Source organism: Myxosarcina sp. GI1, assembly GCF_000756305.1.
GTDB lineage: Bacteria > Cyanobacteriota > Cyanobacteriia > Cyanobacteriales > Xenococcaceae > Myxosarcina.
Genome location: NZ_JRFE01000024.1, coordinates 332414 through 352273, shown reverse-complemented (window position 1 = coordinate 352273; position 19860 = coordinate 332414). Strand labels below are relative to the sequence as shown.

19 protein-coding genes are annotated in these 19860 nt (G+C 39.8%); 13 read left to right on the top strand and 6 right to left on the bottom strand.

The annotated features are described in order from the left end of the window. Window positions 1-134 precede the first annotated feature (134 nt). Entirely contained in the window at window positions 135-455 is a 321-nt protein-coding gene (locus KV40_RS18920) for an STAS domain-containing protein (protein ID WP_036484793.1), read from the top strand. A gap of 96 nt (window positions 456-551) precedes the next feature. Here the strand turns inward: KV40_RS18920 and KV40_RS18915 are convergent, their stop codons facing one another. Further along, complete coding sequence (locus KV40_RS18915) at window positions 552-1694, bottom strand: PP2C family protein-serine/threonine phosphatase (RefSeq protein WP_036484791.1); 1143 nt, start codon at window positions 1692-1694, stop codon at window positions 552-554. Between the two features lie 309 nt (window positions 1695-2003). Between KV40_RS18915 and KV40_RS18910 the strand changes: the two genes are divergently transcribed. The 3 genes from KV40_RS18910 to KV40_RS18900 all read left to right on the top strand — a co-directional run bounded on the left by KV40_RS18910 (window position 2004) and on the right by KV40_RS18900 (window position 5258). After that, window positions 2004-2837, top strand: coding sequence for a sulfurtransferase (locus KV40_RS18910; protein WP_036484790.1), 834 nt, complete (start codon window positions 2004-2006; stop codon window positions 2835-2837). Window positions 2838-2982: 145 nt separating this feature from the next. Further along, window positions 2983-3222, top strand: coding sequence for a hypothetical protein (locus KV40_RS18905; protein WP_036484789.1), 240 nt, complete (start codon window positions 2983-2985; stop codon window positions 3220-3222). 200 nt (window positions 3223-3422) lie between these two features. Then, window positions 3423-5258 carry an ABC transporter ATP-binding protein gene (locus tag KV40_RS18900; RefSeq protein ID WP_036484787.1) on the top strand — a complete coding sequence of 612 codons (1836 nt, stop codon included), beginning with the start codon at window positions 3423-3425 and terminating at the stop codon, window positions 5256-5258. A 16-nt stretch (window positions 5259-5274) separates the two neighbouring features. Here KV40_RS18900 and KV40_RS18895 read toward each other — a convergent pair whose 3' ends face one another. Next, complete coding sequence (locus tag KV40_RS18895) at window positions 5275-5829, bottom strand: DUF2808 domain-containing protein (protein WP_036484785.1); 555 nt, start codon at window positions 5827-5829, stop codon at window positions 5275-5277. A gap of 150 nt (window positions 5830-5979) precedes the next feature. Here KV40_RS18895 and fni point away from each other — a divergent pair, with 150 nt between their 5' ends. Beyond that, window positions 5980-7008, top strand: coding sequence for a type 2 isopentenyl-diphosphate Delta-isomerase (fni, locus tag KV40_RS18890; protein ID WP_036484784.1), 1029 nt, complete (start codon window positions 5980-5982; stop codon window positions 7006-7008). A 233-nt stretch (window positions 7009-7241) separates the two neighbouring features. On the opposite strand, the gene KV40_RS18885 is transcribed toward fni, so the two are convergent. Beyond that, the gene (locus tag KV40_RS18885) at window positions 7242-8336 is read right to left on the bottom strand and encodes a PIN/TRAM domain-containing protein (RefSeq protein WP_036484783.1); all 1095 of its coding nucleotides are present in this window, start codon (window positions 8334-8336) and stop codon (window positions 7242-7244) included. Between the two features lie 263 nt (window positions 8337-8599). On the opposite strand from KV40_RS18885, the gene hemW reads away from it, so the two are divergent. Next, window positions 8600-9883 carry a radical SAM family heme chaperone HemW gene (hemW, locus tag KV40_RS18880; RefSeq protein WP_036484782.1) on the top strand — a complete coding sequence of 428 codons (1284 nt, stop codon included), beginning with the start codon at window positions 8600-8602 and terminating at the stop codon, window positions 9881-9883. A gap of 142 nt (window positions 9884-10025) precedes the next feature. Here the strand turns inward: hemW and gloB are convergent, their stop codons facing one another. Together gloB and KV40_RS18870 are read right to left on the bottom strand one after the other, a co-directional pair. Then, entirely contained in the window at window positions 10026-10799 is a 774-nt protein-coding gene (gene gloB / locus KV40_RS18875; RefSeq protein WP_036484780.1) for a hydroxyacylglutathione hydrolase, read from the bottom strand. Window positions 10800-10988: 189 nt separating this feature from the next. After that, window positions 10989-11513: a PD40 domain-containing protein gene (locus KV40_RS18870; RefSeq protein WP_036484778.1), complete on the bottom strand. Its 525-nt coding sequence runs from the start codon at window positions 11511-11513 to the stop codon at window positions 10989-10991. 113 nt (window positions 11514-11626) lie between these two features. Between KV40_RS18870 and KV40_RS18865 the strand changes: the two genes are divergently transcribed. Both KV40_RS18865 and KV40_RS18860 read left to right on the top strand, forming a co-directional pair. After that, window positions 11627-13045 carry a sugar transferase gene (locus KV40_RS18865; protein ID WP_036484776.1) on the top strand — a complete coding sequence of 473 codons (1419 nt, stop codon included), beginning with the start codon at window positions 11627-11629 and terminating at the stop codon, window positions 13043-13045. Between the two features lie 100 nt (window positions 13046-13145). Continuing rightward, window positions 13146-14021 (top strand): ChaN family lipoprotein, encoded by an 876-nt coding sequence (locus tag KV40_RS18860; protein WP_036484775.1) that lies wholly within the window; start codon window positions 13146-13148, stop codon window positions 14019-14021. A gap of 61 nt (window positions 14022-14082) precedes the next feature. Here the strand turns inward: KV40_RS18860 and KV40_RS35050 are convergent, their stop codons facing one another. Further along, entirely contained in the window at window positions 14083-14247 is a 165-nt protein-coding gene (locus KV40_RS35050) for a hypothetical protein (RefSeq protein ID WP_172657313.1), read from the bottom strand. Window positions 14248-14519: 272 nt separating this feature from the next. Here KV40_RS35050 and KV40_RS18855 point away from each other — a divergent pair, with 272 nt between their 5' ends. The 5 genes from KV40_RS18855 (at window position 14520) to KV40_RS18835 (ending at window position 19803) form a co-directional block, all read left to right on the top strand. After that, window positions 14520-15104 carry a hypothetical protein gene (locus KV40_RS18855; RefSeq protein ID WP_036484774.1) on the top strand — a complete coding sequence of 195 codons (585 nt, stop codon included), beginning with the start codon at window positions 14520-14522 and terminating at the stop codon, window positions 15102-15104. A 104-nt stretch (window positions 15105-15208) separates the two neighbouring features. Continuing rightward, the gene (locus KV40_RS18850) at window positions 15209-15964 is read left to right on the top strand and encodes a PAP/fibrillin family protein (protein WP_036484773.1); all 756 of its coding nucleotides are present in this window, start codon (window positions 15209-15211) and stop codon (window positions 15962-15964) included. 137 nt (window positions 15965-16101) lie between these two features. Next, on the top strand, window positions 16102-17268 hold the full coding sequence (cofH, locus tag KV40_RS18845; RefSeq protein ID WP_036484772.1) for a 7,8-didemethyl-8-hydroxy-5-deazariboflavin synthase subunit CofH: 1167 nt from the start codon (window positions 16102-16104) through the stop codon (window positions 17266-17268). A 121-nt stretch (window positions 17269-17389) separates the two neighbouring features. Next, complete coding sequence (locus KV40_RS18840) at window positions 17390-18343, top strand: UDP-glucuronic acid decarboxylase family protein (RefSeq protein WP_036484771.1); 954 nt, start codon at window positions 17390-17392, stop codon at window positions 18341-18343. A gap of 74 nt (window positions 18344-18417) precedes the next feature. Then, entirely contained in the window at window positions 18418-19803 is a 1386-nt protein-coding gene (locus KV40_RS18835) for a UDP-glucose/GDP-mannose dehydrogenase family protein (protein ID WP_036484770.1), read from the top strand. Window positions 19804-19860 lie beyond the last annotated feature (57 nt).

Sequence of the window (19860 nt, the reverse complement as noted above, 5' to 3'; positions counted from 1 at the left end):
CTACATCTAACACCAGAAAGACTTTATTAAATCTCGGTACGAATATTTACAAAATTTGCTACCTGGTGTTTGTATTTATGGTCGCGCCTTTTGCTATACTTACTTTTGCTTGCAATCTTTAAAAAAATTATCGTATGAGTTTTGTCCTTAGAGTAATCGAACCTAAAGGAATTTTAGACGGTACTAAAACCACCGAGTTTCAAGAGCAACTCAACAAAATCATTGAAAGCGGGGCACAAATTGTCTTGGTGGATTTTAAAGATGTTACTTTTATGGATAGTTCTGGATTGGGAGCTTTAGTTAAAGCTTTGAAAACCGTAGAAGCTGCTGATGTCAAACTGTTTTTGTGTTCGATGAACGAACAAATTAAAATACTTTTTGAGTTGACTAGTATGGATCGCTATTTCAAAATTTACAGCGATCGAGAAGAATTCAAACAAAAATTCAAGCATTAAACTTAGGCAGGGTGCAGTGCTTCGACAAGCTTGCCATCAGGGCAGAGAGAGCAGAAACAAAATCGACAATGTAACTCAAGCAAACAACAGCTATGGCTAAAAAAAATCAATCTGTAAGATAGATATGTCATCTTCAAAACGATAGTTTGGATGCCACACTTTGACATCCTGTAAGAGATCGTTCAACTTACGGTTTGGTACATATTGGTAGGCTTTTAACAGCTTGACTAATTTTTCTATTCCTTGATAAGACTGTTTGGTTGATGGTTCTACTTCGTAAATTCCGTCACTAAATAGATAAAGACTAGAATTATCTGGAACTTTACAGCTTGAGTCTACATACTCAACATCCAAAAACATACCAATTGGAACTCCTGGAGTTTTTAACCGTCTTTCTTCTAAGTCGTAATTTTTTTTCGGGGACAGCAAAATTGCTGGAGGATGACCCGCACTAGAATAAAACAAAGTTTTGTAGCGGCGATTGTAAACTCCATACCACATAGTAAAATATCTATCGTTGCGATCGCTCATTTGAAAAGTACGATTCAAACCTTCCAAAACCGTACTAGGTTGATAATAGTCAACATTTCGCAAGTTACGCGATCGCACTAAATTAATTACCGATAGAGAAGGTAAAGAAGCGCGCAAACCGTGTCCCGAAACATCTAATAAATAAAAAACCAGGTTATTTTCATCCAGCCAAAAATAATCAAAACTGTCTCCTCCCAACTGTCGGGAAGGAATAAAACAAGCATCAATTTTTAAAGAAGGATGAATTAGCTGTTCGGGTAAAATCGAGCTAACATACTCTGCCGCTTCTAATAGTTCGGCTTCGAGTAACTGTTTTTGTACTCTCAGATCGTGACTGAGTTGATGTAGGCGTAAACCCGCTCTAACACGAGCTTTAAGCTCTGTCATGTCAATTGGTTTGCATAAAAAATCATCCGCCCCCGTATCCAAACCTCTAACTCTGTCGGCAACAGAATCTAAAGAAGTCAACAAAATAAAAAAAGTCGTCGATAGATTGGAATCGGATTTAATCTGACGGCATACTTCCAAACCGTTTTTACGGGGCATAATCCAATCGCAAATGATGAGATCGGGACAAATTGCATTAGCTTTGACGATCCCTTCTTCACCATCACTGGCCAGAGTAATATCGTAACCTTGCGCCCGCAGAGTTTTCTCTAGTAACAGTTGGGTTGCACTATCGTCGTCAATAATTAAAATTTGAGCCATAGTAAACTAGAATTATATACTGCTTATGACCGATCTCTAAAAATTGACGAGCCTTACTACATCAATATCGATAGTGTCAGACAAAGAGCAGTATTTAAGAATGATTGCGCTCGAAAACCGCAAAATTTTATGGTTAGTAGATTAACAATATATCCGACCGACAGCGATGGGTCTATGACATCGTCACTAACATTAGTTTTTCTGTTCGGTCGATAGCTGTTGTTTTGGCAATGAGCACACTCAATCGCAATGATGACCTATCCTTGCTGCCGCAATTGTTGGATTAATCTCTAACCCCTGGAATTTAAAATGGACTATTTTCACCTTCAATATCCCAAAGTAACCTGTCAATGGCTGGCTCAAAATTTAAATAATCCCCAAATAGTAGTTTGTGACTGTCGCTTTCAATTAAACGATCCTCAGTGGGGATATCAGCAATATTGCCACAATCATATTAAAGGTGCTTACTATTTAGATTTAAATCGCGATTTATCTGCTCCAGTAGAAGTTCGTGGTGGAAGACATCCCCTGCCAGATACCAATCATCTGGCGCAGAAATTGTCAGCTATGGGTATCATTCGCAATCACACTTTGGTAGTAGCTTATGATGATTCTAAGCTGGCTTTTGCAGCCCGTTTGTGGTGGTTGTTGAATTATTTAGGTCATCGGTCGGTAGCTGTACTCGATGGTGGTTGGCAAGCTTGGCAAGCAGCAGGTTATCACACAGACTCTACACAACCCAAATTGCGACAAAGCTTGTTTGTTCCCGAACTACAAACCGATAAAGTCGTTAATAGAGAAGAAGTTAAACTTTGTCAGGATTCACCTGCAACAATTTTAGTCGATTCGCGCGATCGCGATCGCTATTTAGGACTGAGAGAACCAATCGACCCCATTGCTGGAAGCATTGAGGGAGCGGTTAATTCTCCCTGGAAACAGGTTACGGACGAACGGGGTTATTTACTACCTATTGCGGCACAACAAAAGTTATGGTCTAATTACTCTGCGGCACCAGAAATTATTGTCTATTGTGGTTCTGGTGTAACTGCTTGTGTTAATCTGTTGTCTTTAGAATTGGCAGGAATTACACGGGCAAAACTCTATCCTGGAGGTTGGAGTGATTGGTGTTCCTATATGTCATAGAGTTTACAATTTTTTTACGTACATTTGGGGAAACTTAGTGCATAATAAATAAATGCGCTATCAATAGCGTGCGATCGCAAAAAATACCGCGATTTAACTCTATATATAGTAGCTAGTTATTTTATTCTCTACAAAGCTCTTGGTCATGAATTCGTCTCTCCAACAAACAGAAAATACTAAAAATTTGCTGTTAAGTCAATTAAAAAAAAGTCAAAGACCAATGAGTTTGCACCAACTAGAAAATAATATAGGCAAAACCAATAGTCTGTCCCATCGCCTGCTTAAAGAAGCTGCCTGGAAGCTAGTAGAAGAAGGAAAAGTGCAGTTCAACTCTACTTGGGATTTGGAGATTATGGAAAAAGTAGAAAGCAATTTTAGCCGCTAGGCACTAGGTACTAGGGTGATAGGAAATTAGGGGTTTAGGGACAGACTGAAGTACCTCTCCCCATTTCCCTATTCCCCCAAGACCCCAAGTCTTTTCTTGCTCTCTACCAAAATCTACCTCATCGCCAAAAGTTAAGTAATAATAAATAATGTCTCATTCGTTACCAACGACAGACATTTCAGTTCAAACTTAACTTATCTATGGCTTCCTCCTATTTAGCAGAGGCAAACAGCAATCGCCAAAATCGAGAAAACGATTGGAAATTATTTTTACGGCTAGTTCCCTACACGCGCAAACATCGCGGCATACTAACAGTTTGTCTGGTATTACTAGTACCTTTAGCTGTAGCTGGTTCGATTCAGCCTTTAATTATCGGTCAAGCAGTATCTTTACTTAAAAATGAACCTACTTGGTCTTTTTTAAACGATTTTTCAGTTGCCCAAGGCATTAATATCCTTGCAGGTATTCTCTTACTAACAGTAGTCTTGCGTTTAATATTTTCTTCAGTCCAAGGATATTTAGTACAAAAGATCGGACAAGAAATTACTGCCGCAGTCCGCAAAGATTTATTCGCTCACGTTACTTCTTTAGCTTCTAGCTTTTTCGATCGCACGCCAGTAGGAAAGTTAATTACCCGCATTACTAGCGATGTAGAAGCATTGGGCGATGTTTTTGCCAGTGGCGCGATCGGTATTCTCAGCGACACGGCTACGATCGTAGTCATCGTAATTACAATTTATTTTGTTGACTGGAAATTAGCAACCATGTTGGTACTGATGCTAATTCCCGTAACGGGCTTAATTATCTATTTTCAACAACAGTATCGTAAAGCAAACTACAAAGCCAGAGAAGAACTTTCCAAGCTTAACTCGATGCTGCAAGAAAATATTGCAGGGATAAACATAGTTCAGTTGTTTCGCCGCGCTAAATATAACAGTGAAATGTACCGTACGGTTAACGACCGCTACCGCCAACAGGTAGATAAAACTATTTTCCACGACTCAGCAGTCTCGGCAACTTTGGAATGGATTTCTTTAGTAGCGATCGCTGGTGTTTTATGGTTGGGTGGCTGGTTGGTACTGCGAGAAAATATGACCTTTGGAACTCTATCGGCGTTTATTTTGTACGCCCAAAGGTTGTTTAATCCTCTGCGACAGTTTGCCGATAAATTTACCATGTTTCAGGCAGGTTTTACGGCGATCGAGCGCATTAACGACTTAATGAGCGAGCCAATTGAAATTAAAGACAAACTAGGTCTGAAAGAAGGACACAGCGCGAGCGTTAAACTAGCTTCAAACTTAGCTCATAAGGGAGAAATTCGTTTTGAAAATGTTTGGTTTGGCTATAAACCAGATGAATACGTACTAAAAAACCTCAATTTTACTATTAAGCCAGGGAAAAAAGTTGCTTTAGTCGGACCTACAGGAGCGGGTAAAAGTTCGATAATTCGTCTGTTATGTCGTTTATACGAACCCAGTCGCGGCAGAATTTTGGTTGATGGAATTGATATTCGCGATATTCCCCAAGTTGAATTACGTCGCTATATTGGCGTAATCTTACAAGAAAGCTTTTTATTTGCTGGCGATATCAAGCGTAACATTAGTCTGGGAGATAATTATTCTTTTGAAGAAATTCGTCAAGCAGCCGAATTAGTTAACATCGATCGCTTTATTCGCCAGTTGCCTAACGGCTACCATACAATTTTGCGCGAACGCGGTACTAATTTATCGGGAGGACAGAAGCAGCTTCTCGCTTTTGCTCGCGTAGCCATTCGCAACCCCGATGTTTTAGTCTTAGACGAAGCAACTTCTAGTTTGGATGTGGCGACAGAAGCAATGATTCAAGAAGCATTAGAACATTTGCTCGTTAACCGCACGGCAATAATTATCGCTCATCGTCTTTCTACTATTCGCAACGTCGATAAAATTCTGGTACTCAAACGCGGAGAATTAATAGAGTCTGGCAGTCATGAAGAACTTCTGGCAACAGATGGACTGTATGCTAGTTTGTACAAACTACAAAAGCTAGGAACTTAACTTGCTACTATGCTATTTAAAGAGGATGTCCCCCTGGCTGATAAAAGTTTAGTCTTCCCGCTCCTAAATATAAACTATTAGCTTGCTCTCCAGCAGGAAAAACCGTAACGCCAAAGAGATAAACGCCGCCAAAGTCTGGGTTGCGTCTGGGCTTTAATCCCACAGTTATTATGCTTCCTGGAGGAACGGGATCTTCTAAAGTTACAGTAATTGCTTTGGTTTCTTCATCTTGAGTAGCAGCGCTCGCTAATTCTTGCTCTTTATTACTGTGAGTGCCAAGATAAGCTTTAGTTTCATCGATCCGAAATTTAATTTCATCTGCTCCCTGTCGCTGTTGAATAACGATTTTTTCTAAGGGTTCGCCCACGTTTTTGGGTAACTCAATATCAAAATAGTATTTTGCCTGTCTAATTCTGATACCGTTAAAAGTAGTATAAGCATCTATTAGGCGAGGCGATTGGTCAAAAGAAACAGTACCGTCTGGAAAACGAACCGCCAGAGCGTTGGGAAGGGCGATCGTTTCGGCAGTTAAAATCGAAGATAGTAAACCTAGCAGAAAAAGTTTTTTCATTCAACTGACGTTTATTTTTATCGTAACGATTAATCGATAATTCGACTATCAACTTAGCCAAACGGCGAACAAAACGCGAACTAGTTTACTTTTGTCACAATAATGGGTAAGTTTGAGGACGATTACATTATCGATGGGGAATAACAGCAAATGGCTAATACGCAGACACGTAAAGCCGATCACTTGCGTATTTGTCTGGAAGAAGACGTACAGTTTAACCAGCTAAATACTGGGTTTAATTACTATCGCTTTACTCACTGTTGCTTGCCAGAATTAAATCTTAATGAAGTAGATTTGACAACTACTTTCTTAGGTAAAAAGTTAGGCGCGCCGCTGCTGATTTCATCAATGACGGGTGGCACTCAACAAGCTAAAATTATCAACACTCGTTTGGCTGAGGTGGCGCAAAATTATCGTTTGGCGATGGGTGTGGGTTCTCAAAGAATTGCCGTGGAAAATCCCGATGTCGCTCATACCTTTGCCGTGCGATCGCTCGCTCCCGATGCGGTTTTGTTCGCCAACCTCGGTGCGGTACAGCTTAACTACACTTACGGTATAGAGCAATGTTTGCAAGCTGTAGATATTTTAGAGGCTGATGCTCTGATTCTCCATCTCAATCCCTTACAAGAGTGCATTCAGCCTCACGGAGATACTAATTTTAAGGGTTTGTTAGATAAAATTGACCGCTTATGTCAACAGCTTGAGATTCCTGTAATTGTTAAAGAAGTAGGTAATGGCATCTCGGCAGCTATGGCAAAAAAACTAATTGAAGCAGGTGTAGCAGCGATCGATGTAGCTGGTGCTGGTGGAACTTCCTGGGCAAAAGTAGAAAGCGAAAGAGCCGAAAATAATTTACAACGCCGACTCGGTAAAACCTTTGCCGACTGGGGAATTCCTACTGCTGAATGTATAGTTAGTATTCGCCAGCAGTATCCCCATATTCCTTTGATTGCCTCTGGTGGTTTGCGTGATGGTTTAGAAGTAGCTAAAGCGATCGCTCTCGGTGCCGATCTAGCAGGTATGGCTTTTCCTTTTTTACAAGCGGCTTCAGAATCGCCTCAAGCCTTAGACGAACTGGTAAGGTTATCTCTTGCAGAAGTTGAGACGGTTTTATTTTGTACGGGTAATGCCAACCTATCCGAACTGCGACAGTCGAGAATGCTGAAAAAAATTACTTAGCAGTTACAAGACAAAGGCTCTATTTTGCTTTTAATTCGCCAATTAAAAACAAAATAGCGATCGCCATAAAAATGAGGAAGCAAATTTATACTACTTCCTCGAACGCTATGTACAGCAGTACGCACTCAGATTAGGACACTCATTACCCATTACTCATTAAACTCGTCCTAACTAATAAACGTACTGCGATATCTATATAGTCAATCTAATTATTGACTAGAGCGTCACTAACTCTAACTAACTCTAGAATAATTCTCAGCCTCAGAATTGGGTTTGGCAAAAATCATTCTGCCTGCCGATGTCTGCAACGAAGATGTTACCGTTACTTCTATTTCACCGCCAACGTATTCGTTGCCCTCTTCTACTACTACCATCGTACCGTCCTCTAGATAACCAATACCCTGTTCGGGTTCTTTGCCTTCTTTAAGAATTTTCAGTTCTAAACTATCGCCAGGAAGATAAATAGGTCTGAGAGAACGGGCAAGATCGTTAACATTGAGAATCGAGACTTTTTGTAAATTGGCGACTTTACTTAGGTTATAGTCATTGGTAAGTAAGGTAGCACTTAATTCTTGCGCCAGATGAACTAATTTAGCATCTACGGTGTCAATTTCTTCATAGTCGGCATTACTAATTACAATGCGATCGGGAAATTGTTCCTGCATTTGATTGAGTATATCTAGCCCCCTGCGTCCGCGAATACGCTTTTGCGAACTACTGGCATCGGCAAGATTTTGCAGTTCTTGCAAGACAAACCGAGGAACTAGTATTTGCCCTTCGAGAAAGCCGGTCTTTAGCAGTTCTTCAATTCTACCGTCGATAATACAGCTAGTATCGACAATTTTAGTCGAAATTGCTTCTAAAGTTCCCTCTGCTACTAACATCGTTTCAATGCTGCTAGGGTTAATTAATCGCAAAAAAGTTCGACCGTGAGTGTCCGCCAGACTAATACCCAGATAGGAAAACATAACGCTACCAAGAATTGCAAAGCTAGGTTTAACAAAACTTAGCTCTTTGGGAATCGGCAGCAAAAATAAAGGTGCTAGCATTAAATTAGCTACTAGTAATCCTACAACCAGCCCGATCGCTCTAGTAATTAAAATTTCAATTTTGGTATTGCGTATTTGCTTTTCCAAACGGCGATAGGTGGTTTGAACTGCTACGCCAACTCCCAACCCAATTAAGGCGGCAAAACCAGCTATAACAAAGCGTAAAGCTTTGACGTTTGATACTCCCTCAAGAATATCAGGAGGCAGCAATTGTAAGCTATCTTGGCTGACATTTACTGCTGCAATAATGCAAATGATAATTATGATGGCATCAACCATTGTTTTAGTTGAAATGAATAAATAATATGTTCTTCTCTACTGTAATAAATTTAAACAGTAAATTGATGCAGCCAGCTTTGATTCTTAATATAGATTCTGTACGGCAATTCGTTTGTAGTTGAGAGAGTATCTGCTTGGCGAAGAGCATGAGAAATAGAGATTAGAAACTTCTCTAATATTATTTAAAATTGTTATAGATAAATTAAATTAAGCTAAATTACGTTAAAGCGAGTTACTTTTGTGAGGGCTACAACGACTATTTAATGAAGCAAAATACATCTTTGGTAAATGTTAGTTATTGTCTCGATCGCTACTTAAACAAATTAATTGACACAGTTCCTGTAAATGCCTACATTCATATTCCTTTTTGTCGCCGCCGCTGCTATTATTGCGATTTTCCAGTTTCAATAGTAGGAAACCGCCCTTCCAGCAATGCTTCAACTATGGTGGTGGAGTATCTCGAAGCTTTAACCGCAGAAATTCGGCTATTTTCTAATAATTTTCATAAAAAGCCGTTGACCACAGTTTTTTTTGGCGGTGGCACCCCTTCAATTTTATCTGCCAAACAGTTAGCAACAGTTATTACCTGTCTTGACAAGCAGTTTGGAATTGCTTCAGATGCAGAAATTTCTATGGAAATCGATCCAGGCACCTTTAATAAAGAACAGCTTTTAGGATATCTGCAAGCAGGAATCAATCGCCTGAGTTTGGGAGTTCAAACCTTTGATGATAAACTATTACAAGTTTGTGGGCGCTCTCATTCTCGAACAGAAGTTTTTCAGGCGATCGAGATAATTAGGCAGGTAGGAGTAAACAACTTTAGCTTAGATTTAATTTCTGGTTTACCCTATCAAAGTTTGTCACAATGCCAAGATGCTTTGGATACAGCGGTCGCCATTGGTCCCAAGCATTTATCTTGCTACGATTTGGTACTCGAACCCGTTACTGCTTTTGGCAAGCAATATCAGCCAGGGAAAAAACCACTTCCTGACGATGAAACCGCAGCCGAAATGTATCGTCTGACTCAACAGACACTAACCAAGGCAGAATATCAGCATTATGAAATCTCAAACTATGCTCTAGCTGGTTATCAATGTCGCCACAATCGAGTCTACTGGAAAAATCTTCCCTTTTACGGATTTGGTATGGGTGCGGCAAGTTTTATTAACGGCAAAAGATTTATTCGTCCTCGTACTAGAAAAGAGTATTATACCTGGGTAAAGAAAGGTGCAGAGATCGATACTCCAGTTATATCTACTGACGACTGGTTACTAGAAACTCTGATGTTAGGTTTGCGACTAGCAGAAGGAGTAAATATTTCTCAGTTCGAGCGCCCGATTTTAGATAAAATTGCAGTTGCTATGCAGCCTTACATTGCTAAAGGTTGGATAGAGGTGAAGGATAAATACAGTCAAAAAATTGCCCTCAATAGTGGAAATTTAACCGCATTAAATCTCAATACAGAAACCAGACTACGCTTAAGCGATCCTGAAGGCTTTTTATTTTCTAATACTATTTTGAGCGATCTGTTTGAGGCTTTAGTTTAAAAGCTATAAGCTTTAAGCGCGAGGCGATTTTAGCTTACTGAGAGAACATCTGAGAATTAGACTTTTTAGATAACCTCTGACTAACGAGCTACAAACTCGCCACCTAAAACTCTTACAGCTAAAGGCTAACGGCTAGAAGCTTTTAAAATCGATCTTTCATGCCTCTAATGCGTCCAAATACTCTAGCTGGTTCATCCATTTTGGCGACTGTTTTTAAAGCTGGTGCATCCCAGCGTAAAAAAGGATTGGTTTGTTTTTCTAAACCTAAAAGAGAAGGAACGGTAGCGATACCTTTACTTCGTTCTTGTTTGACTTGCTCAAACCTAGTTTGCAATTCGGAATTGTTTTCGTCTACAGTTAGAGCAAATTTGAGATTTTTCAGGGTATATTCGTGAGCGCACCAAATGCGAGTATTGTCGGGAAGCTCTCGCAATTTACCTATAGAATTAACCATCTGCGCGGGTGTTCCTTCAAATAGTCTGCCGCAGCCTCCAGCAAAAATTGTATCGCCACAAAATAATTCTCCTGTTTCACCGTCATTTGTCGGCGGAAAGTAATAGGCAATATGGGCGTAAGTATGTCCTGGTACGAAAAACACTTGCCCTATGCGTCCCAAAAATTCTACCGTATCCCCTTCGTTTAAAAATACTTCTTGATGGGGAATTCTACCGCGATCTTCAGCGCCACCATAAACACAGAGATCTGGGAATTTTTGTTTTAATTTTCTGTTTCCTCCCACGTGATCCGAATGGTGGTGGGTATTAAAAATTTTGACTAGTTCCAAATCCAAACTTTTCAGAAAATCTAACACGGGTTCGGCTACAGCAGGATCTACTACCGCGGCAATTTTTTCCTGGGGATTGTATAAGACAAAAATATAATTATCAGATAAAACTGGAATGCGTTTAATTTCCATATTCTTTAATCGTAAGCTATCGAAATTCTACTAACTCTTTTTTTCATCTTAGTCAAAGACGGAAAATAAGGGTCTAATCACCAGATACTAAGGCACCTCTAGTTAATCTAGACAGTTACTTTACTGCATTCAAACACAAGTAAGCATCTCGCCTCTAAATTTTATACTTGCTACTTGCTACGTGCTACTTCATTCTTCACTACCGTCGCTAACAACATTAGTATCTACGATTGCTATCTTCCACTGTCCTAACTGACTGGTTTGAAAAGCAACTTTACTACCATCACCATTAATAGTAGGATTGCTAACAGAACCACGAACGTTAACGCTTAATAACTGAGATCTTTGTTTGGCGCGATCGTAAAGCATAATATCTGTCTTGCCTCTTTCTGTCGAAACATAGGCAATATAGTTACCGTCAGCATTTAAAGATGGTGAATCCTGTCTGGAATTACGCCGATTGAGATTGGGCAATGATACCAAATTACGTTGTTGCAGATCGTAGAGAAAAATATCTCGATGTCCTCGGCGATCGCTGGCAAAGGCTAGATAACGACCGTTACTACTATAAGCAGGATGTTCTTCAATAGAATTACTGTTAATCCCACCTGGAATTACCTGGGTTTCAACAAATAAAGCGCGATCGCAACCACCTATCGAAGTAACGACCGCAAAATATAAGAGTTTCAGCCAAATAGATTTAACTAACTTCATTTATCTTGCTAAATCTGTACTTTTATCTTACTCTTAGCCGTAGTTTTACAATTTCTCCTGTAGAATAAAATCTAACTTTTTATTTCCGTAGATTTATCTAGCTACAGTATTTGATGTCGTCTAGCCAAATATCTTCTCGCCAGAGATTACCGATTGACAGCCGTACCGCTCGTACCACTGTTATGTGGTTCTTATTACTGAGTGACGTTGTCGGACTACTGCTTTGTTTTAATTTAGCCTTTTTGCTACGTTTCCAAACAGCTTTAGATTTGCGATCGCCTATTATCTATGCCTTAATGGCGATGTATTTGTTTGGGTTATATCTAGCAGATACATACAAGCTACAAAAGCAAGTCTCTGGTCTTTGGACTTCCGAACGAGTACTATTTGGTATTTTAGGTACGGTAACGGCAATTACTTCGGTTATATATTTAACTGGGTTGTGGGGAAGTTATCGAGTTGTCGGTAGGGGAATATTATTAATTAGCGTTAGCTTTTTTTCAATTTGGGCAATAGCTTGGAGAATTATTGCTGGCAAATGGATTAAAGTCAATCAAGAACAAGGTCGTTTTTTGATTTTTGGCAATGATAATAAAATGTTGGCTTTTAGCGAAGAGCATCAAAAGCTGAGCCCAGATAGCGAATTTGTTTTTTTAAGCGATCGACCAGTTCAAACTAATGCTAATAGTGTTAGCAACAGTATCTTGCTAGACAGTATCGATAACTTTGTAACTTGGAAATATCAATATTGGTCTGGCATTTTAATTGACGATCGCAGTGAAAGGCTATCGGAAACTATGGTCAGAGAATTGATGGATATGCGACTGCGAGGCATATACGTTTACAGTTTGGCTGACTTTTGCGAGCAATTTTGGCAAAAAATTCCTCCTGCTTATATTCAAGATGACTGGTTTGCTTTTACTTCTGGGTTCAGTATTTTGCATGACAGGGTCAATATTAAGCTCAAACAGTTAATCGATTTTTTAGCAGCAAGTTTACTATTATGCCTGACTTTACCAATTATTGTTGTGGTAGCAATTCTAATTAAATTAGATAGTCAAGGACCGATTTTTTACAGTCAAGTGAGAACTGGACACAATGGTAAAAGATTTAGAGTCCATAAATTTCGCTCGATGTATCAAAACGCAGAACAAAGGGGAGTCCAGTGGGCAGCAGAAAAAGATCCTCGCATCACCAGAGTTGGTAGTTTTTTGCGGATGACCAGAATTGACGAACTACCGCAAATCTGGAATGTATTAAAAGGAGACATGAGCTTAATTGGACCTCGCCCCGAACGTCCTGAATTTGACCTTCAATTAAGAAAAGAAATTCCTTATTATGATGTTCGCTATTTAGTTAAGCCAGGAATCACTGGTTGGGCGCAAGTATCTTATCCTTATGGTGCTTCGGTAGAAGATGCCTATCAAAAAGTAGCTTACGACCTTTACTATATTAAAAATTACTCGCTGTTTCTAGATGCAGCGATTGTCTTAAAAACTATACAAGTAATTGTTTTGGGAAAAGGAAGGTAGTAAGTAAGTGGAGATTAACAAATTCAGGTTAGGGATGATGCGGAGACGCGGAGACACGGAGAGAGTCGATTGGCTTTAAAAGCACACACAAAAATAGATAATGAACCATAAGCCTCTAACCCAATTTTGCGCTCTCTCGTTAGGATTTATTTTATGGTCTGGTTTACCTACCGCCCTGATAGCACAGACAAATTCTTCGACAGAACAAACGCCAAATAATTCAAATATTATTGCCGAATTAACTAAAGCTGACGTGGTTTATCTGGGAGAAAATCATGACAGCGTTCGAGATCATCAAGCACAGTTGGAAATTATCTTAGAACTGTATCGCCAAGATCGAGATGTAGCGATCGCGCTGGAAATGTTTCAACGTCCCTTTCAACCTGTCCTAGACCGCTATCTGGCTGGCGAGATCGACGAAACTCAACTGAGAGAGCAAACAGAATACGATACGCGCTGGGGTTTTGACTGGGAATATTATGCTCCAATTCTGCGCTTTGCCAAAGCTCACAATTTACCTTTATTAGCTTTAAATACCCCCACAGAAATAACTCGTAAAGTCGCTCAAACTGGTTTGGAAAGTTTGTCTGAATCAGATTTTCGCTATATTCCATCGATTACCGAAATTGACACCAACAACCAAGACTATCGAGACGCGATCGCCCAAATATATCAGGCTCACGCCCATCAAGGACAGGGCAATAGCGATGGCTTTGAGAACTTTTTCGCCGCTCAAGTGCTATGGGATGAAACTATGGCACAGGCGATCGCTCAATACTATCAGACTAACCCTAATACTCAAATTGTCGTCTTAGTAGGGGAAGGTCACATACTTTACAACTATGGCATTCCAGATCGCGTAGCCAGAAGAATGAATGATAAATCTTTTCAGCAGCATTCGGTAAGGCTAGGTGAAGCGGATGATTCTTTTTTAACTGGCGAAGGTGAACCTACTGATTTTGTTTGGAGTTTTTAGCATGCGCGATCGCATTTAGACCCTAATAACGATTTGCTCTTTTGTACTTGTGTACTTGTCGTTATTCATCTCCCAAACACCAGGCTAAAAATACTAAGCCGATAAAAGTCATGCCCCACCAACTGAGATTATTCAAGCGATCGATGATGCCGCTAGGAATAAATACTAAAAACGATGAGAGCAACCAATTGCCGATTAACAATAGGATGAACGTTATATAAAACATACTACATTAATGCAGATAATTGACTATTTTACTTGCTGCTGTCATTTAGTTCCATTGATTGAAAACTGCTGAATCATAGCGTTGAGTCAAATCAGTTCGGAATAATTTTTTAATTTAGTTTACTTCCACGCCCAATAACTACAGTCAACAACTATAAATTACATCAATTTATTCTCTACCATAATTTGTACAGTAGCGATCGCACTTGAACATTGCTAATCAAACCCTTGTATGGTATTTTTGTACTATATAAATAAAGAAAATAAACTTAAATGCAACATAGTAAATTAGCCAAACCATTAAGTTCGCGAGAGCTTACAGCCCGTGAAGCTTTAACCCAGCGCAATACCACCCAGGCAGCTATAGAAAGAGTCATTCTCAATCGCGATTTGCGATCGCTTACCGAAATCGAGAGAGTTCAGTATAATTTTGCTTTATGTCGCAGTTTGGGACTAAATCCGCTAACCAACCCAATTGATTATCTAGTCAACGAGGGCAAAATGACACCGTACATTAACGCTAATGGTGTATCTGGATTGAGAGCAATTCACGGTATTAGTACCAAAATAACTAATAGAACTACCGATGCTCAACACCTGCATTACGTAACGGCAGTTGCTGTTGATGCTAATGGTAGAAGCGAAGAATCAACCGCCATTGTGGCTCTGACAGACAAATACGGCAAACAACTATTAGGTCAAAGACGCGCCGATAAAATGATGGCTGCCGAAACTAAAGCCAAGCGTCGGGCAACTCTATCTTTAGTAGGAATTCCTTGGGCAGATGGCGGAACGATTTTAAGCTCTCGAACCTACGATCCGCCTCATGACGTTCTGCCGTTAGAAGACGAATTTTGATCTATTCAAGCAGTGTGTTTGGTTCTTCTTTTAACTAGTTTTTAGGGAAGATCAATAAAATATGTCAAGATAAAACTGTAAGTACATCGATCGCCATCGTAGCAATGAATCCAGTCAAGACATCGAGAGATATTGCTAAATCAGCTTTGCTAGAAAAACTTGCCGTTCATCATGGCGATACCAAAAATTCAGAAGTTTTAACAGCTATTGAAGAATTAGCCTCTCTAAACCCTACTACTGCACCTACTAAAGCGGGAGAACTTTTAGAGGGTAATTGGTTGTTGATTAATGCGCCAATTTTTCCCAACCGCCTACCCGACGAACGAGGCAGATATATCTATACACTTGGTAGGCTGGCATTTAATATGTTCGAGCCTGTCGATCTTAAGCTAGAAATAGAGCGCGTCTTACAACCAGTTTTTGCAACAGGAAAAGATAACGAGCGTACCCACGATATTGTAGTTGAGTTTAAAGTTATTGACGCTCGCTTTCCTGAATTAAGAGGAATAGTCAAAAATCTCGCTGTTTGTATTCCGAGAGATGAAAATACATTGCAAGTACAGTTTGTGGAGGGAGAACTTATACCCCGTATAGAAAATAAGAACATAGAGCAGTGGCTGGCAGTATTTGGCAACTCTGAAGCAAACTCTCCGCTTAGTATTGGCGAACGGATAAAAACTTGGTTTATTAAGCAAATATTTGGCATTAAAAAGACATCAGCTATAAATACTCAAACGGGTACGAGAGCTTTTAAAATGAACAAATCGCCAAAAGGCAAGTTGCAAATACTTTATCTAGACGAAGAATTACGAATTACCAAAGGAAATCGGGAAACAGTATTAGTTTGCCAGCGACAGTGACAAAACAAATAATACTAACTGTTTTCAGGCTTTCTACTTACCTTCTAAAGCTGCATTAGTTTTGGTGCGATCGCTCTAGAGCATTATATTATAAGTAATAATATTTATTATTTATTAAAAGTATATTTAATTTAAACGTGGTATATCAAACAAAAAAACTGAATAATGTTGAGGCTATTTTAAACAAAGCAGAAACAGGCTCAGATATTTCTGAAGCTGAAGCTTTATGTCTAATTGAAGCTAAAACTCCTGAAGACATTGCGGCTATTGGCAAAACTGCAGATCGCTTGCGTCAAAGACAGATAGGAGACGTAGTTACATACGTTATCAATCGCAATATAAACTTTACCAACATTTGCGAACAGCACTGTAGTTTTTGCGCTTTTCGCCGTGATGCTGAAGACGAAGGTGCATTTTGGCTCGATAGAGAACAAATTGTTGCTAAAGCTACCGAAGCAGTGGAGTTGGGAGCGACCGAAATTTGTATGCAAGGTGGCTTAAATCCACAAGCCAAGCTCGACGGCACATCTTTAAACTATTATTTACAGTTAATAACTGAAATTAAAGATAACTTTCCCCAACTACACCTTCATGCCTTTTCACCACAAGAAATTCAGTTTATTGCCAGAGAAGACAATATTAGTTACGAAACAGTTTTAAAAGCTTTAAAGAAAGTAGGACTCGGTTCTATGCCTGGTACGGCTGCTGAAATACTAAATGATGTTGTCAGACAGGTTATTTGTCCTGAAAAAATTAATACCGCTACCTGGTTAGAAATAATTAGTACCGCCCATCGTTTGGGAATACCCACTACTAGCACCATGCTATCGGGTCATATCGAAACTCCACAACAGCAAGTAGAACATTTAGGCAAACTGCGATCGCTCCAACAACAGGCAGTAAACAATAATTATCCTGCCAAAATTACCGAATTTATTATTTTACCCTTTGTCGGACAAGAAGCACCAAAGCCAATCCGCCGTCGAGTAGGCAGAGATCAACCCATCTTAGCCGATGCCCTGCATCTTACTGCAGTGGCGCGTATTTTTCTCGGTAACTGGATCGTCAATCATCAACCTAGTTGGGTCAAACTCGGTTTGTCAGGAGCAAAACAAGCTCTCAACTTGGGCTGTAACGATCTGGGGGGAACTTTAATGGAAGAACATATTACTACTATGGCAGGAGCTAAAGGAGGCACCTGTATGGATGTCCCCACACTGCAAAGCGCGATCGCCGCTCTCAATCGTCCCCATCGTCAAAGAAATACTATTTATGAGTATGTCGGATCGAGTAAACCTAAATAAAAGCTAATATTTGCTATAAGTCACTACTAGACATACTTAAAATACAAAGTTAACTTATTATTGACTTTAGTTAAGTATCGTAAGTCAGCTAGAAAAAAAATTAAGTAAAACTAACTAGTAAATGAGAATATTAGTAACTGGTGGTGCTGGTTTTATTGGTTCCCATTTGATCGATCGCTTGATGAACCAAGGACATGAAGTTCTCTGTTTGGATAACTTCTTTACGGGACACAAACGAAATATTATCAAATGGCTTGACAATCCCTACTTTGAACTGATTCGCCACGATATTACCGAGCCAATTCGCTTAGAAGCAGACCAAATTTATCATCTTGCTTGCCCTGCTTCTCCAGTACATTATCAATACAATCCCGTAAAGACAATTAAAACTAACGTCATGGGAACGTTAAACATGTTGGGTTTAGCCAAACGAGTCAAAGCCAGATTTTTGCTGGCATCCACTTCAGAAGTTTATGGCGATCCAGACGTTCATCCCCAACCAGAAGAATATCGCGGAAATGTAAACTGTATTGGCATTCGCAGTTGCTATGACGAGGGTAAGCGAGTTGCCGAAACTCTAGCATTTGACTATCATCGACAAAATCAAGTCGATATTCGGGTAATGAGAATTTTTAATACTTATGGTCCGAGAATGTTGGAAAATGACGGTCGCGTAGTCAGCAATTTCATCGTGCAGGCACTACAGAGAATACCGTTGACCATATACGGTGACGGCTCGCAGACTCGTAGCTTTTGTTATGTATCTGACTTAGTAGAAGGCATGATGCGTCTGATGAATAACGATTATATTGGACCTATCAACATTGGCAATCCTGGAGAATACACGATTTTGGAGCTTGCCAAAACTATTCAAGAAATGGTTAATCCCGATGCCGAATTAACCTTCAAACCACTACCACAAGACGATCCCAAACAAAGACAGCCAGATATTACCAAAGCTAAAAATTTACTGGGTTGGGAACCGACAATTCCCTTGCGAGAAGGTCTAAAACTGACTATAGAAGATTTTCGCTCTCGCATTGAAAATGAAAAACCTTTAATACATACAAAGTAAAGTTCCCATCTCTTTTGGGGAAAGATTTGATTAGAGCCACATAAAATTAATTTAAGTTGACAGGGGTGAATATTATGCGCGTTTGCGTGATTGGTACTGGATATGTAGGTTTGGTTACGGGCGTTTGTCTATCTCATATCGGACACGAAGTAATTTGTGTCGATAACAACGAAGAAAAAGTTAAATTGATGCAGTCGGGACAGTCTCCAATTTACGAACCAGGCTTATCGGAACTAATGAAATCCTCGGCAGCGGCTGGTAAGTTAGTTTTTACTTCAGATTTAGCCAAAGGAGTAGCTCACGGAGAAATTTTGTTTATTGCTGTAGGCACACCACCGCTACCTACTGGAGAAAGCGATACTCGCTATGTTGAAGCAGTAGCAAGAGGTATTGGAGCTAATCTAAATGGCGACTATAAAGTAATTGTCAATAAATCGACCGTACCAATCGGTTCTGGTGACTGGGTACGTATGATTGCTTTGGAAGGAGTAGTCGAAAGAGAAAAAACTCCCATAACTACGGTGGGCGGTAGCGAACTAGAAAAAAATATCGAAGCTAACTTTGATGTTGTCAGTAATCCTGAGTTTTTAAGAGAAGGTTCGGCAGTCTACGATACTTTTAATCCCGATCGCATCGTTTTGGGAAGTAACAGCGAAAAAGCAATTTCCATGATGCAAGAACTCTATCAGCCACTCGTAACCAGGGAATTTGCCGAAGATAAAACTTTACCACCCGTACCAGTTGTAGTTACCGATTTAAGTTCGGCAGAAATGATCAAATATGCTGCCAACTCTTTTCTCGCTACTAAAATTAGTTTTATCAACGAAGTTGCTAATATTTGCGATCGCGTTGGTGCCGATGTGACTCAAGTTGCTAGAGGTATTGGTTTGGATTCTCGCATTGGCAGTAAGTTTTTACAAGCAGGTATTGGTTGGGGAGGCTCTTGTTTTCCCAAAGATGTCTCGGCATTAATTCATACTGCAGATGACTATGGTTATGAATCAGAATTACTTAAGGCTGCGGTTCGAGTCAACCAGCGTCAGCGTTTGATAACTTTAGAAAAGCTACAGCACGAACTAAAAATTCTTAAAGGCAAAACTGTTGGTTTACTGGGATTGACTTTCAAACCAGATACCGACGATATGCGTGATGCTCCTGCTTTAGATTTAATCGAACAGCTAAATAGATTGGGTGCTAGAGTTAAAGCCTACGACCCAATTGTTTCTCAATCTGGCTTGAGTCATGGTCTTTCGGGGGTAATTATCGAAACCAATGCCGAAATGCTAGCTGATGGATGTGATGCCTTAGTTTTAGTAACAGACTGGCAAGAATTTCTAAAACTAGACTATGTCAAAATGGGTAACTTGATGATTAACCCGATAGTTATTGATGGTCGTAATTTCCTAGATCGCGATAAGTTAATAGAAGCTGGTTTCCGTTATGTAGGTGTAGGTCGCTAAAGGAAATTTTGTTTTCAAGCCTAATAATACGCGCACCCGATCTAAAAGTGGGTGCGC

Coding starts and splice junctions, on each gene's coding strand:
- KV40_RS18920 (WP_036484793.1), top strand. CDS start 135: ATGAGTTTTGTCCTTAGAGTAATCGAACCTAAAGGAATTTTAGACGGT.
- KV40_RS18915 (WP_036484791.1), bottom strand. CDS start 1,694: ATGGCTCAAATTTTAATTATTGACGACGATAGTGCAACCCAACTGTTA.
- KV40_RS18910 (WP_036484790.1), top strand. CDS start 2,004: ATGGACTATTTTCACCTTCAATATCCCAAAGTAACCTGTCAATGGCTG.
- KV40_RS18905 (WP_036484789.1), top strand. CDS start 2,983: ATGAATTCGTCTCTCCAACAAACAGAAAATACTAAAAATTTGCTGTTA.
- KV40_RS18900 (WP_036484787.1), top strand. CDS start 3,423: ATGGCTTCCTCCTATTTAGCAGAGGCAAACAGCAATCGCCAAAATCGA.
- KV40_RS18895 (WP_036484785.1), bottom strand. CDS start 5,829: ATGAAAAAACTTTTTCTGCTAGGTTTACTATCTTCGATTTTAACTGCC.
- fni (WP_036484784.1), top strand. CDS start 5,980: ATGGCTAATACGCAGACACGTAAAGCCGATCACTTGCGTATTTGTCTG.
- KV40_RS18885 (WP_036484783.1), bottom strand. CDS start 8,336: ATGGTTGATGCCATCATAATTATCATTTGCATTATTGCAGCAGTAAAT.
- hemW (WP_036484782.1), top strand. CDS start 8,600: ATGAAGCAAAATACATCTTTGGTAAATGTTAGTTATTGTCTCGATCGC.
- gloB (WP_036484780.1), bottom strand. CDS start 10,799: ATGGAAATTAAACGCATTCCAGTTTTATCTGATAATTATATTTTTGTC.
- KV40_RS18870 (WP_036484778.1), bottom strand. CDS start 11,513: ATGAAGTTAGTTAAATCTATTTGGCTGAAACTCTTATATTTTGCGGTC.
- KV40_RS18865 (WP_036484776.1), top strand. CDS start 11,627: ATGTCGTCTAGCCAAATATCTTCTCGCCAGAGATTACCGATTGACAGC.
- KV40_RS18860 (WP_036484775.1), top strand. CDS start 13,146: ATGAACCATAAGCCTCTAACCCAATTTTGCGCTCTCTCGTTAGGATTT.
- KV40_RS35050 (WP_172657313.1), bottom strand. CDS start 14,247: ATGTTTTATATAACGTTCATCCTATTGTTAATCGGCAATTGGTTGCTC.
- KV40_RS18855 (WP_036484774.1), top strand. CDS start 14,520: ATGCAACATAGTAAATTAGCCAAACCATTAAGTTCGCGAGAGCTTACA.
- KV40_RS18850 (WP_036484773.1), top strand. CDS start 15,209: ATGAATCCAGTCAAGACATCGAGAGATATTGCTAAATCAGCTTTGCTA.
- KV40_RS18840 (WP_036484771.1), top strand. CDS start 17,390: ATGAGAATATTAGTAACTGGTGGTGCTGGTTTTATTGGTTCCCATTTG.
- KV40_RS18835 (WP_036484770.1), top strand. CDS start 18,418: ATGCGCGTTTGCGTGATTGGTACTGGATATGTAGGTTTGGTTACGGGC.